The organism is Wenzhouxiangella indolica (assembly GCF_042310355.1).
In the GTDB taxonomy this organism is placed as follows: Bacteria; Pseudomonadota; Gammaproteobacteria; order Xanthomonadales; family Wenzhouxiangellaceae; genus Wenzhouxiangella.
Genome location: NZ_JBHJMR010000001.1, coordinates 586,859 through 600,310, shown reverse-complemented (window position 1 = coordinate 600,310; position 13,452 = coordinate 586,859). Strand labels below are relative to the sequence as shown.

Annotated in this window: 15 protein-coding genes; all 15 read left to right on the top strand. The window is 66.7% G+C overall.

Going from position 1 to position 13,452, the window contains the following annotated elements; genetic code table 11:
* The first annotated feature begins 139 nt into the window (after nt 1–139).
* The 15 genes from pilM to ACDC67_RS02785 all read left to right on the top strand — a co-directional run bounded on the left by pilM (nt 140) and on the right by ACDC67_RS02785 (nt 13,388).
* Nucleotides 140–1,063 (top strand): pilus assembly protein PilM, encoded by a 924-nt coding sequence (gene pilM / locus ACDC67_RS02855; protein ID WP_376690413.1) that lies wholly within the window; start codon nt 140–142, stop codon nt 1,061–1,063.
* Complete coding sequence (locus ACDC67_RS02850; protein ID WP_376690411.1) at nt 1,060–1,665, top strand: PilN domain-containing protein; 606 nt, start codon at nt 1,060–1,062, stop codon at nt 1,663–1,665. Before pilM ends, ACDC67_RS02850 begins: the two co-directional genes overlap by 4 nt.
* Nucleotides 1,662–2,315, top strand: coding sequence for a hypothetical protein (locus ACDC67_RS02845; RefSeq protein WP_376690409.1), 654 nt, complete (start codon nt 1,662–1,664; stop codon nt 2,313–2,315). The genes ACDC67_RS02850 and ACDC67_RS02845 overlap by 4 nt, the downstream gene beginning before the upstream one ends.
* 2 nt (nt 2,316–2,317) lie before the next feature.
* Nucleotides 2,318–2,680, top strand: coding sequence for a hypothetical protein (locus ACDC67_RS02840; protein WP_376690408.1), 363 nt, complete (start codon nt 2,318–2,320; stop codon nt 2,678–2,680).
* Nucleotides 2,680–4,383: a pilus (MSHA type) biogenesis protein MshL gene (gene mshL, locus ACDC67_RS02835; protein ID WP_376690407.1), complete on the top strand. Its 1,704-nt coding sequence runs from the start codon at nt 2,680–2,682 to the stop codon at nt 4,381–4,383. The genes ACDC67_RS02840 and mshL overlap by 1 nt, the downstream gene beginning before the upstream one ends.
* A gap of 7 nt (nt 4,384–4,390) precedes the next feature.
* Entirely contained in the window at nt 4,391–5,311 is a 921-nt protein-coding gene (locus ACDC67_RS02830) for an ExeA family protein (protein WP_376690405.1), read from the top strand.
* Nucleotides 5,308–6,438 carry a tetratricopeptide repeat protein gene (locus tag ACDC67_RS02825; protein ID WP_376690403.1) on the top strand — a complete coding sequence of 377 codons (1,131 nt, stop codon included), beginning with the start codon at nt 5,308–5,310 and terminating at the stop codon, nt 6,436–6,438. Before ACDC67_RS02830 ends, ACDC67_RS02825 begins: the two co-directional genes overlap by 4 nt.
* Complete coding sequence (locus ACDC67_RS02820; protein WP_376690402.1) at nt 6,435–8,204, top strand: GspE/PulE family protein; 1,770 nt, start codon at nt 6,435–6,437, stop codon at nt 8,202–8,204. Before ACDC67_RS02825 ends, ACDC67_RS02820 begins: the two co-directional genes overlap by 4 nt.
* Nucleotides 8,201–9,424, top strand: a complete 1,224-nt coding sequence (locus ACDC67_RS02815) for a type II secretion system F family protein (RefSeq protein ID WP_376690400.1) — start codon at nt 8,201–8,203, stop codon at nt 9,422–9,424. Before ACDC67_RS02820 ends, ACDC67_RS02815 begins: the two co-directional genes overlap by 4 nt.
* The gene (locus tag ACDC67_RS02810) at nt 9,408–9,992 is read left to right on the top strand and encodes a type II secretion system protein (protein ID WP_376690399.1); all 585 of its coding nucleotides are present in this window, start codon (nt 9,408–9,410) and stop codon (nt 9,990–9,992) included. The genes ACDC67_RS02815 and ACDC67_RS02810 overlap by 17 nt, the downstream gene beginning before the upstream one ends.
* A complete protein-coding gene (locus ACDC67_RS02805; protein WP_376690397.1) occupies nt 9,989–11,122 on the top strand; it encodes a GGDEF domain-containing protein in 1,134 nt (377 codons plus the stop codon). Before ACDC67_RS02810 ends, ACDC67_RS02805 begins: the two co-directional genes overlap by 4 nt.
* Nucleotides 11,119–11,673, top strand: coding sequence for a hypothetical protein (locus ACDC67_RS02800; RefSeq protein ID WP_376690395.1), 555 nt, complete (start codon nt 11,119–11,121; stop codon nt 11,671–11,673). Before ACDC67_RS02805 ends, ACDC67_RS02800 begins: the two co-directional genes overlap by 4 nt.
* A gap of 268 nt (nt 11,674–11,941) precedes the next feature.
* Nucleotides 11,942–12,325, top strand: a complete 384-nt coding sequence (locus ACDC67_RS02795) for a type II secretion system protein (RefSeq protein ID WP_376690393.1) — start codon at nt 11,942–11,944, stop codon at nt 12,323–12,325.
* A 180-nt stretch (nt 12,326–12,505) separates the two neighbouring features.
* Nucleotides 12,506–12,946 carry a type II secretion system protein gene (locus tag ACDC67_RS02790; RefSeq protein WP_376690392.1) on the top strand — a complete coding sequence of 147 codons (441 nt, stop codon included), beginning with the start codon at nt 12,506–12,508 and terminating at the stop codon, nt 12,944–12,946.
* Between the two features lies 1 nt (nt 12,947).
* Nucleotides 12,948–13,388, top strand: a complete 441-nt coding sequence (locus ACDC67_RS02785) for a GspH/FimT family pseudopilin (RefSeq protein WP_376690391.1) — start codon at nt 12,948–12,950, stop codon at nt 13,386–13,388.
* Nucleotides 13,389–13,452: the final 64 nt, after the last annotated feature.

Genomic DNA, 13,452 nt, shown 5'->3' with positions numbered 1-13,452 from the left:
AGTCTGATCAGACAGTTGCAAAGTCTTTATCATGCAAGACTTTGCATCCGGAATTGAGTATGCCGGCTTTCGCCCTCGTGACCACTTTGCAATCGATCGCGCCTGGGCCGTCGGGCATGCCACCAAAGGGGAGCCAGACTTGAATCCATTTCGCAAGCGTGCGCGCAGCCACGCCTTGACCGGGCTGCACCTGACGCCCAGAGTCCTGGCGAGCGCGTCGATCGATTTCCAGCGCGGACGCAAACCGCGGCTGGCGGCGGCCGACTGCCGCGAACTGACCGGCGATGAGGACCTGGAACGCCTGGTGCAACAGGCGGTGTCCGGGCGCGGATCGGCCGTGAATCTTGTACTTCCCGACGGACAGTACGAACTTCTTCTGGTCGAAGCGCCCCGGGTCGATCCCTCCGAATTGCGCGCGGCGGTGCGTTGGAAGGTGCGCAACCTGATCGATTTCCACGTCGACGACGCCGTCATCGACGTCTTCGAGATTCCCGGCCAGAACAACCGCCCCCAGGGCCAGGCCATGATGTATGCCGTCGCGGCGCGTTCGAGGGAAGTCCGCGAACACATCGACCTGATCGAGAACGCCGATTTGAACCTGCAGGTCATCGACATCACCGAGATGGCGCTTCGCAACCTCGCCTCGCAACTGGACGAGGACGTTCGTGGCGTCGCCATGCTCTACCTGCAGGAGAACCACGGCATCATCACGGTCACCCAACAGGGCAGCCTCTATCTCAGCCGTCGACTGGAAACCGGCACCACGCAGGTTCTCGAGGACCCGGACAGCGCCTACGACCAGATCGCCCTCGAAGTCCAGCGCTCCCTGGACTATTACGACAGCCACTTCGGTCAACCGCCGGTGGCCGCGCTCAGCATTCTTCCCGGGTTTCCCGCCCACCAGGACCTGGTCGAGTCGCTGGACGAAGGCCTGAATCTGCCGGTCTTCGGCTACCGTCCCGAGGATGTCGTCGAACCGGACGTCGACGTTCCGGACGAGTTCACCGGCGAGTTCCTGATTGCCCTCGGCGGCGCGCTTCGGCAGGAGGAGGTCAGCCTGTGAGCCAGCAGATCAACCTCTACCAGCCGATCTTCCGCAAGGAACAGATCATCTTCTCGGCACAGACGATCGCCTGGCTTTCGCTGGGCCTGGTCGCCGTGCTGATCACCTGGTCGCTACTCGTCGGCCAGCGCATTTCGAGCCTGGAGGCCGAACTCGAGCGCCAGCAACAGGCCGAGCAACGCGCCGTTCGGCAAGTCGCCGAACTGCAGTCCAGCATGCCGTCAGACCAGCCCGACGCCGCGCTCCAGGCACGGGTCGAGGACCTGCGCGCTCGCCGCGAGGGCCTGCGCGATAGCCTGGCGGCGCTCGAGCAGCGCATGCCGGCCACCGATGTCGACCTGCTCGGTCGACTCGATGCCCTCGCCGTCCGGATTCCGGAGGGACTGTGGCTGACCGGTGTGCTGATGGCCGACCAGGGCCGGACCCTGAGCGTCGACGGGCACGCCCTCGAGGCGCGCCTGGTGCCCGACTGGCTGAACAGCTTATCGCGCGCGAGCGAGTTTTCCGGCATGGGCTTTCGCCGGATCCGGCTGTCCGAGCGCGCCGACGCGAAGCCGGGCGTGCGTTTTTCCGTATCCACCCGGGCGGAGGAAGCGCAATGACGTTTCGTGCCCGCCTGAGAAAAGTCGCCGAACGCATCAACGGGCTGAGCCTGCGCGAGCGGGCGCTGTTGCTGCTGGCCGTTTTCGCGATCATTTTCCTGGTCTGGGATTTCTCGTCGATGCAGCCCCTCGGCCAGCGCCAGGAAACCGTGCGCACCGAGCTCCAGAACGTGCGCCAGCGCGTCGCGGACCTCACCGGCAACCTGCAGCAACTGGCGGCGCAGCGGGGACGCGACCCCGATCGCGAGCTGGCGGCCGAGCGCGACGCCCTGCAGGCCGAAATCGACAGCCTGGAAGCCCGCCTGGCCGACCGCCACGGCGGCATCGCCACTTCGGAGGAATCGGTGTCGGTGCTGGCCGCCCTCCTGGCGCGCCGCGCCGGCGTGAACATCATCGAACTCGAGAACCTGCCCCCCGGACGCCTCGAAAGCGCGGCCGGAAATCCGGTGCCCGGCCTGTTCGTGCACCGGGTTCGCCTGGTGATCGAGAGCGACTTCGAGGGTATCCGCGGCTACCTCGAGCAAACCGCGGACCTGCCGCGCGGCGTATTCTGGGAGTCGCTGGAGCTGAGCATCGAGCAGTGGCCGACCAACCGCATCGAACTGATGCTCTACAGCGTCACGCTCGACGAGCGCTGGCTGGGAGTCTGAACATGCGCACTATCGTGAACATCCCGATCCTGATCCTGACCCTGCTCGCCTCCGCCGCGGCGCTTGCCCGCGACGAAGTGCGCGATCCCACGCGTCCGCCGACGCAGGCCGAAATCGACGCCTGGTTCGGTACCGGCGCCAGCGCCGGCGACCGGGCACCCTTTCAACTCCAGTCGATTCTCCTCGCCGCCGATCGACGCATCGCCATCATCGATGGTCGGCGACTGCGCGAAGGCGAGCGGATCGAAGACGCCGAAGTGAGTCTGATCGAAGCCGGTCGCGTGATTCTCCAGCGCGACGGCGAGACGATCGAACTCAACATTGATACGCACCTGACGGTCAACAACGACGGATCGAGGAACTGATGCTGCCCATCGTCCACCCAAGCACAAGAATACTGACCATCGCGACCCTGGTCGCCGGCCTGGCGGCCTGCGCCACCACCAGCGACCGCGCCGCGGAAATCGATCGCAACATTCGCAGTGAGCTCGACGCGGCGGCCTCGCGAGAAGCACCCGATGTCGAGGAGACCCGCGACTTGCTGATGCCGGAACCCGAGCCGGCTTTCGAGCCGCCGCCGGAAGAACGTTTCCACGTCACGGTCGAGAATGCACCGGCGCGACAGTTCCTGATGAGCCTGGTGGCCGATACCGACCTGAACATGGTGGTTCACCCGGATGTCGAACAGACAATCTCGCTCGAGCTGCGCGACGTGACCATCGGGGAGGTCATGCAGATCGTGCGCGAGATCTACGGCCTGGAATACCGGCGCAATGAAACGGGCTACATCGTTCGCCCGCCGCGTCTGCACAACCGGGTCTACGAGGTCAGCTACCTCGACCTCAACCGCAAGGGCTCGTCGCGCACCCGCGTGAGCTCGGGTCAGTCGACCGACAATCCCGACGCGCTGCAGAACGAGTTCGGCGGACAAGGCGGCGGCCAGGCCCAGACCGGCGGGGGCGACAGCGACATGTCGACCGGCACGCGCATCGAGACCGAGAGCGAGTCGAATTTCTGGGATCAACTGCAGACCGCCATCGAAGGCATCTTCGAAAGCCCCGATGGCCGCAACGTGATGCTCAACCCGATCTCCGGCGTGGTGGCGGTTCGCGCCATGCCGCACGAGCAGCGCGCCGTGGCCGAGCTGCTCGATGCGATCCAGGGCAGCGTCCAGCGTCAGGTCATCCTGGAGGCCAAGATCGTCGAAGTCGAACTCCGCGACGCCTATCGCTCGGGCATCAACTGGCAAGCGCTCGAGGACATCGACGGCCGCCTCGCCGGCTTCGGCCAGGTCGCCGGCTCGAACGTTTTCAGCGACGGCGTCTCCGCGATCCGCGAGCGCCCATACGATGTCAGCCCGGGCGAGGTGGTCCAGGGCTTCGAATCCCGCGCCTTCGGCGGCAGCACGGTCATCACCGCCGACACCGGCAGCTTCAACGCCTTCATCGAGCTGCTCGAGACCCAGGGTGTCACACGCGTGCTGTCGAGCCCGCGGGTCGCCACGATCAACAACCAGAAGGCCGTGATCAAGGTCGGCACCGACGAGTTCTTCGTCACCGGCGTGACCGGGCGCACGTCCACCGGCGGGGCGAGCACGAGCGCGGCCAGCTCGGTCGAACTCACGCCGTTCTTCTCCGGCATCGCGCTCGACGTCACGCCGCAGATCAACCGCAGCGGCGACATCATCCTGCACGTCCACCCGACCGTCTCGGAGGTGCAGGACCAGACCAAGACCTTTACCGTCGGCGGCGAGGAGGAATCCCTGCCCCTGGCCCTGTCGAGCGTGCGCCAGTCCGACAGCATCATCCGGGCGCGCAACGGCCAGGTCGTGGTCATCGGCGGCCTGATGCGCGAGTCTTCCGAGCAGAAGCGTTTCGGCACACCCGGCCTGAGCCGCATCCCGCTGCTCGGCCAGGCCTTCGGCAGTCGCCAGGAAGAAACGGTCAAGACCGAGCTGGTGATCCTGCTGCGCCCGATCGTGGTCGATTCGCCGCGCACCTGGGCGCGCGAAGCCGAGGGGGCGCTGGAGCGGCTCGGCGAGATGGACAGCGAAATCTGGCCCCGCTGATTGCGCCATGATGTATTGCGAGCACTTTGGACTCGACCAGCGACCGTTCCGGCTGACGCCGCACCTGGCGTTTCGCTACCCGGAACCGTCGCAGGCCGACGCGCTCACCACCCTGCGCGTCGCGCTCGACCAGGGCGAGGGCTTCATCAAGGTGGTCGGTGAAGTCGGCCTGGGCAAGACACTGCTCTGCCGCGCCCTGCTCGAGGATCTCGATGCGCCGTTCGTGACCGCCTGGATGCCCGACCCGCATCTCGCTCCCGGCACCCTGCGTTCGGCGCTGGCCCGCGACCTGGGCATCCCCCTGCCCGGCCGGCCGAGCCAGCAGCAGGTTCACGAACTGCTGCAGGAAGAACTGACCGCCATGGCCGCGCGCGGGCAACGCCCGGTGCTGTTGATCGACGAGGCCCAGGCGCTGCCGGCGAGCACGCTCGAGACCGTGCGCCTGCTGACCAACCTCGAGACCGAACAGCGCAAGCTTCTGCAGGTGGTACTGTTCGGCCAGCCCGAGCTCGACCGGCGCCTGGCCATGCCGCAGTTCAGGCAGCTTCGACAGCGCATCACCTACTCCTGCCGGCTCGAGCCGCTCGACCGTCGCGGCGTGGACGAGTACATCGCCCACCGCCTCGAACGCGCCGGCGGACACGCCGGGCTGTTCACCGCCACGGCCATCCGGCGCATTGCCCGCGCCAGCAGCGGCGTCCCCCGGCTGGTCAACATCCTCGCCGACAAGGCCCTGATGTCGGCCTGGGGCCGTGGCGCGCCGGCGGCCGACGCGCGGGATGTCGGGCGGGCGATGGCCGACACCGAAGACACCGCGCGCCTGCTGTGGTGGCCCCGCCTGCAGCCGGCCGCCCGCGTGGCCGCGTTCAGCCTGGTCGCCTTCGGCGCGTTTCTCGCCCTGGAAATGCTTCGCGGAGGCGGCGGATGAGCCTGATCAACGACGTCCTCAAGGACCTCGAGCGTCGCCAGGCAGCGCCGGGCCGGGGCAGCCCGATGCCGGCACGCGACCGCGCCGGCCGCAGCAGGCACCGCCCGACCCGCTGGCCGCTCTGGCTGCTGGCCGCCGTGGCCACCGGCGCGATTTTGCACCTGAGCCTGGACAGCCCCGATCCGCCCGGGCGCTCCGGCGAGCCCCGACCGCTGGTCGCCCAGGCCGAAGCGAAGCCGGAGCCGCGCTCCATCGCCGCGCCGGCCGATGTTGAAATGCCGCAGCCGCAAGCCGCGCGGCAGCCGGAGCGCGCCGACGCCGGCGACCGGCCCGAGATCACCAGTCCCCGCCCGGCACCGGTGGCGCCTGACGCGGCGGACCAGCCCAAGGCCGAGGCTCGCCCGGTACCGGCGCCGACCAGCGACACGGTTTCGAATCCCGGGCCCGCCGCGGCCGAACAGCGCGGCTCCGATTCCGAAGCCGAACCCGCTGAAACGCAGGGCCAGGACGCCACCATATCCATTCGGCGATCGGTCGAAGACGACGACGCCGAGGCATCCGACCCGCTGGCCGACGCCAAGCGCCTGCTCGCCCGCGGCCAGGTCCATCGCGCCGAGTCGCGCCTGCGGCAAGTCATCCGGCAGCGGCCGGATCTCACCGAGGGGCACGAACTGCTCGCCCGGGCCCTGATGGAACGCGAGCGCCCGCAGCAGGCCGCCGAGGCGCTCGAAGCCGGCCTGGCGCAAGCGGCCGGGCCCGATCGACTGGCCGCCCTGCTCGGCCGCCTGCTGCTCGAGCGCGGCGAAAGCGCCCGCGCCAGGTCGATCCTGGCCGAGCACGCTCCGGATATGGCCGAAGCACCCGAGCATCACCTGCTGCTCGCCGCCGCGCTCCGACAGACGGGTGACCACGAGGCCGCCGCCGAGCACTACCGGCGCCTGTCCGAGGTGCTGCCGCATCGCGCCGCGGTCTGGATCGGCCTGGGCGCCTCACTGGAGTCCCTGGACCGGCCCGCGCAAGCCGCCAACGCCTACAATCGCGCCACCGAAGGCGACGATGCCCGGGCCGCAAGCTTCGCGCGCCAGCGCCTCGACGCGCTGGAACCCCTGATCGGAGAGCCGCAATGAGCAACGTCCGCAAGCCGCGCCAGAAGATCCGTCTCGGCGATCTGCTGGTCAAGCACAAGATCATCTCCGAGCGCCAGCTCGAGGACGCCTTGCGCGAACAGAAGCGTTCCGGACACAAGCTCGGCCGCGTGCTCGTCCAGCTGGGTCATGTCACCGAGGACGACCTGCTCGACTTTCTCGGCCGCCAGCTCGACATTCCGGTCATCGACCTCAAGCACTACAACTTCAAGCCGCAAACGGTGCGGCTGCTGCCGGAAACGCACGCCCGCCGCTACCGCGCCATCGTGCTCGCCGAGAAGGACGACGAATTGACCGTCGGCATGGCCGACCCGACCGATATCTTCGGATTCGACGCCTTGAGGAGCATGCTCAAGCGGCCGATCAACATCGTCCTGGTGCGCGAATCCGACCTGCTTCGCACCATCGATATCGTCTACCGCCGCACCGAGGAAATCTCTTCGCTGGCCGAGGAACTGGGCGAGGAACTGTCCGAGAGCGACTACGACATCTCGCAGCTCGAAGACGACGAAGGACAGGTCGACGCTCCGGTCATCAAGCTGCTGCAGTCGATGTTCGAAGACGCCGTGCAGATCGGCGCCTCCGACATCCACATCGAGCCCGACGAGTCGGTGCTGCGCATCCGCCAGCGCGTCGATGGTGAACTGCAGGAGCAGATCATCGAGGGCCGCCGCGTCGCCTCGGCCCTGGTCACGCGCCTGAAACTGATGGCCTCGCTCAACATCAGCGAAAAGCGCCTGCCCCAGGACGGCCGGTTCTCGGTGCGCGTCAAGGACCACAACATCGACGTGCGCCTGTCGACCATGCCCATTCAGTACGGCGAATCGATGGTGATGCGCCTGCTCGACCAGTCCGCCGGCCTGCTCGATCTCGAGAAACTCGGGCTGCCCAAGGGCATGGATTCGCGCATTCGGCAATTGATCAACCGGCCCTCGGGCATGGTCCTGGTGACCGGGCCGACCGGCTCGGGCAAGACCACGACCCTGTATGCCGCGCTCAACCATATCAACCAGTCCAGGCGCAAGATCATCACGGTCGAGGATCCGGTCGAGTACCGACTGCCGCGCATCAACCAGGTGCAGGTCAACAACAAGATCGGGCTGGATTTCGCCCGCGTCCTGCGCACGGCCCTGCGCCAGGACCCCGACGTCATCATGGTCGGCGAGATGCGCGACCGCGAGACCGCCGAGATCGGGCTGCGCGCGGCCATGACCGGGCACCTGGTGCTGTCGACCCTGCACACCAACTCGGCACCGGCAACGGTCATGCGCCTGGTCGACATGGGCGCCCAGGGCTTCATGGTGGCCGCCGCGCTCGACGGCGTCATCGCCCAGCGCCTGGTACGCCGGGTCTGCGATTCCTGCGGCGAAGAAGTCGAGCCCAAGAGCGGCCAGCTGGCCTGGTTGAAGGCGCGCGCCGGCGACGAGGACATCGACGGCATTCGCTTCAAGGCCGGCCGCGGCTGCGCCTACTGCTCCAACACCGGCTATCGCGGGCGCATCGGCGTCTACGAGCTGCTGGAGATGGACGATGAACTGACCGACGCCCTGCGCCGCATGGACACGGCGGCGTTCTCGCGCCTGGCGCGCGAAAGCAAGGGCTACCGCCCGCTGATCGACTGCGCCCTCGACTACGCCCGGGCGGGCATCACCTCGCTAGAGGAAGTGGTCCGCCTCGCCGGCGGCCTTGACGAACTGCTCGACAGCAAGATGGATCCGCCCAGCCCGGTTGAAGAGGCGTCCGAATGAGCGCGTTCCAGTGGCGTGGCCGCAACGCGCGCGGGCAGCTCGTCGACGGCCGCGTGGAAGCCGATTCCACCGATGCGGTCGCGCAGCAGCTGATGCGCCTCGACATTACCCCGATCGAGATCGAGTCCGCTCCGGAACAGGGTCCCGATCGCCCCGGCCTGGGCCAGCGCCTGGGCCTGGACAAGCCGAGCATCAACGACCTGATCCTGTTCACCCGCCAGATGTACACGCTGACCAAGGCGGGGGTGCCGATCATCCACGGCTTGCGCAACGTCAGCGAATCGACCCGCAATCCGCAGCTTCGCGGTGCCATCGAGGACGTGGTCGATGCCCTGGAATCCGGCCGCGACCTTGCCAGCGGACTGGCGCAGAACCCCAAAGTCTTCCCGCCGATGTTCGTCAGCCTCGTGCGCGTCGGCGAGAACTCCGGCAACCTCGAGCAGGCCTTCTCGCAGTTGACCGACTACCTGGAACTCGAGCGCGATTTCAAGGCGCGCCTGAAGCAGGCCCTGCGCTACCCCGCCATGGTGATCGCCGCGATGTTCATCGCCGTGGCCATCCTGATGACCTTCGTGATCCCGACCTTCGCGGACTTCTTCGCCAATTTCAACGCCGAGCTGCCCCTGCCGACGCGCATCATCATCGGCGCGTCCAACTTCACCGCCGACTGGTGGTGGATCATCCTGCTCGCGATCGGGGGCGGGTTGATCGGCTTTCGGGCCTGGATCCGGACGGACAACGGTCGCTACCGCTGGGATCGCCTCAAGCTTCGATTCCCGGTGGTCGGCAACATCCTCTTCCAGGGCACCATGGCGCGCTTCGCGCGCACCTTCGCCATGACCTATCGCTCCGGCGTACCGCTGATCCAGGGGCTCACGCTCACCGCCCGGTCGGTGGAGAACGAATACATCGGCCAGGCGATCAACGACATGCGAACCGGCGTCGAGCGCGGCGAGTCGCTGTCGCGTACCGCGGCGGCCACCGGCCTGTTCTCGCCGCTTGTTCTGCAGATGCTGGGCATCGGCGAGGAAACCGGCGACGTCGACGCCATGCTCACCGAAACCGCCGAGTACTACGAGCGCGAGGTCGACTACGACCTGCGCAACCTCAGCGCCTATATCGAGCCCATTCTGCTGGTCTTCCTGGCCATCCTCGTGCTCATCCTGGCCCTGGGCGTATTCCTCCCGATGTGGGATGTCGGCCGTGCGGCGCTGGGCTGAGCCCCGGCCGGCGCCCAGGGATCAGTCCGGCTTCACCCTGCTCGAACTGGTCATCGTCATCGCCCTGGTCTGCCTGTTGTTCCTGACCGCCTGGTGGCGGCTGATGCCCCTGCGCGGCAGCGCCGAGGCCGCGCACGTGGCCACCACCGTGGGAACCCTTCGCTCCGCCCTGGGCCTGCACGTCGCCGAGCGGATCGTGAACGACTCCCCGGCCGCTGTCGCCGAACTCGACGGCAGCAACCCCATGAAGCTGCTCCAGCAGCGCCCCGGCAACTACCTCGGCGAATTCCCGTCAGCCGGGCCCCGGATCGCGGCCGGATCCTGGTTCTTCGAGACCCGGACCGGCCGCCTGGGGTATCGTCTCCGGTTTCCGCAGTACCTGGTCGGCACGCCGCCCGAACCGGTGGATTTATACTGGCGGATCCGAGTGCGCTTCAATGACCGCAACGACAACGGGGTACTCGATGCCGGCACCGACAGCGTCCGCGCCGTCGAACTGGAAACGCTACACGCGGAACGCTGGCAGACGCTGGACGCTCCGGAAACAAGGACAAGCCCGCAGGAATGAACCTCGATCAAACGCAGCCCGAGTCCAGCCCCGATCAGAAGCTGGCTGTACGTCTGTATCGGCTGCGCATGGCCATGCTGGCCTGGGCCGTCTCCACCGTTCTCACCGTCGCCGCCTGGGCCCTGGGCCTGCTGGATGTGGGCTTCGTGGAAATGGGGGTGCTGGTCCTGATCGTCCTGGTCAGCCAGCTGTTCTTCCACGTCGCGCTCCGCAGCGGCTGGTCGCAGCGCTGGCGCGACCCCAGCATGACGCTCGCCCACATCCTGGTCGCCATCATGGTCGGGCTGTGGATCATCAGCAAGGCCGGCGAGGCGCGCACCATCCTGCTCATGCTGTTCATCATGGCCGCCTTCTTCGGCGCCTTCGAACTGCGCCACCGCCAGTTCATGCTGGTCGCGCTGGTCGCCGTGGCCGGCTACACGATCATCACCGTCCGCGACCTGATCACCGGCGACATCGACAGCTCGAGCCAGGTGGTGATACTGGAGCTGCTGGGATTCGCGGCGCTGATGGTCTGGCTGGCCTGGTTCGGCTCGCATATCGCCGAGATGCGCCGCAAGCTCGGCCGGCGAAACCGCGAGCTGCGCGAGCTCAGCGAGCGGCTGCGGCACCTGGCCGAGCACGACGAACTCACGGGTCTGCCCAACCGGCGTCGGCTCATCAGCCGCCTGGAGGCCGTGACCGAGGCGTCGCGCTCGAGCGGTGCCTCCTTCTGCGTGGCCGTTCTCGACCTCGACCACTTCAAGATCGTCAACGACGAACACGGCCACCAGGCCGGCGATGAAGTGTTGACCCAGCTGGCGCAACGCGCGACCCACCTCCTGCGCGGCGCCGACGCACTGCTGCGGGTCGACGACACGGTCGCCGATATCGGCCGCTTCGGCGGCGAGGAGTTCTTGCTGATCCTGCCGGACACCGAGCTGTCCGGCGCCGGGTTGGCGGCCGAAAGGCTCAGACGCGAAATCGGTGATACGCCTTTCAGCACCTCGGCGGGACCGATTACCTGCACGGCTTCGATCGGCGTGGCCGAGTATCAGCCGGGCGAAGCCGTGCACCGCACCATCTCGCGGGCGGACGAAGCGCTTTACGCCGCCAAGAGCGCCGGCCGGAACCGGGTCAAGACCGCATGAGCGCGACCGCGATTCTCGTTTCGACCGTCCTGATCGTGCTGCTGGTCGTGGCCATTGCCCTGCTCACCGCCTCCATCGCCCTGCTCACGGGCCGTCCAGGAAGAGCGAACACCTCCAGCGGCGGCCTGCTCGAAGCCCTGCAGCTCCTCGACCGGCAGTGGCGAATCGAAAGACTCGTCTACCGCCACCACCGGATCTTCGGCCTGCTGGTGCTGCTCGCCAGCGCTTTTTGCCTGTGGCAGATCGGACGTTCGGAACTGGCCGGATACCTCCACACCGGCTCCGCCGCCTCGGCCATGGTCTGGCTTGTGCTGATCGCACAGGCCTGCAACCTGCTGATCGGGCTCACACTTCTCCTGCGCCCCAGCCTACTGAAGCCGATCGAGGCCGTCGGAAATCGCTGGCACCGCCTGGAGTCCTCGGCCGGCCGGCCAAAAGCCCTGCGCGCCACCGCCGTGCTGCTGGCCCTGGTCGGCCTGGCCGTCCTGCTCGCCTCGGCCACGCTCCTGCTCCAGCAGATCGACGGCCTGGTGGGCCATGCAGCCAATTAGCGACGTAGCACGCCCGCAGAAACTGACAAATCCCGTCACGTCCCGGCCCCAAAACGCGCCTGATCGAGCCGCACAGGCCTTCAAACCCCCTGTTTCCAATAAATTTCCCCGGTTGGCACGGTAAGTGCATCTACTTATCCGTGGGTTGTCACCCCGACGCAATGCCGGAACGGCTGCGGCCGGTTCGACAAAGCTGACGACAACCTTCCAATTCGACCAGGGCCGCGGCCCGCGTCGGAACAACCAAACCGAAATGGAGATTCAGACAATGCAGAACATCAATATCAACAAGTCCCAGGGTGGTTTCACCCTGATCGAACTAGTCATCGTGATCGTGATCCTCGGCATCCTGGCCGCCGTGGCCGTGCCGCGGTTCGTTGATCTGTCCGACGAAGCCGAAGATGCCGCCGCTCAAGGTGTGGCTGGCTCACTGAGCTCGGCAGCAGCCATCAACTATGCTGCCTTTAAGGCAGGTGACGGAGACTACATCAACGTCAACGATTGTGAGGATGTTGCCGGCGCCCTTGAAGGTGGCCTTCCGGCTGACTACACCATCACTGCGGCCGGCGTTGCTGAGGACGAGTCCGTATCGTGCACGCTGCAAAGCCCGGCTGATGTCGATCCGACTTTCCAGGCGATCGGTACCGACTAAGCACTACGAACGAACTAATGCTCGCTGAGAACTTGAGACCCCGTCACCGGCGGGGTCGTTTTCTTCCGAGCATCGGCCATTTTCGGGTGTTTGAGCGCTTCGCTCGAACACAACTGCCGAGAAGTGGCACGCCATGTGCTAATTTCTAAGTACTTACGCGTTCAGGGGCAATCGCTCAACGTGAGATGCCGTCGACCATCAAGCTACTCGAATACTTCGGGGTTCACCCTGATCGAATTCGTCGTCGCCCTGGTCATCATCGGCCTCGGCGCCGCCGTCCTGACCAGCTTCGTCACCCCCACGGCCAGCAGCGCCGACCCCATGCTCCAGGCCCAGGCCCGGGCCATCGCCACCGGCTACATGGACGAAATCCTGTTGCGCAAGCACGACGAAGAAGCCGGTGATTGCACCGGCGGTCGCGGTAACTGGGCCTCGATTCGCTGCTACGACGGCCTGGTCGAAGCACCAACCAACCAGTTCGGCACCCCGATTGGATCGCTCGACAACTACCAGGTCAGCATCGCAGTCAACGGCAGCGGCCCGGCGGTTATTGCGGTCAACGTCTCGCACGCCTCGGGTAGCGCTGCCTTCTCGCTCCAAAGCCAGAGAGGCAACTACTGAGATGAGCAGCGCGGGCCAGCAAGGCTTCACCCTGACCGAGCTTGTGATCATTCTCGTACTCGTTGGCATACTGGCCGCCTTTGTCGCACCGCGCATCGATATCCAGGGTTTCGAACGGCAGGCGTTCGCTTCGGAACTCGTCAACGCCCTGCGCTACGCCCAGAAGACCGCCATCGGCTCGGGCTGCCACGTGCAGGCCGCTGTCGATGCCGCCGCGGGCAGCTACAGCCTGAACTACACCGGCGCCGGCGGCAGCGGCTGCAGCGCCGCAGCCGTCGTGCACCCGACGCGCGGCGGCGGGTTCAGCGGCAATGGCGAAATCGATGCAGGTGGCACAATCGTCTTCGACGGCATGGGCCGTACGGCCACGGGCCTGAGTATCACGCTGGCCAGCGGCGAGACCATCATCGTGGAACCGGAGACCGGCTATGTCCATGACTAGCCCGCATATTGCCCCCACGAGCTACTGCAACGGCCCAATGGCACGCCCTGGCGGCCTTTCACTC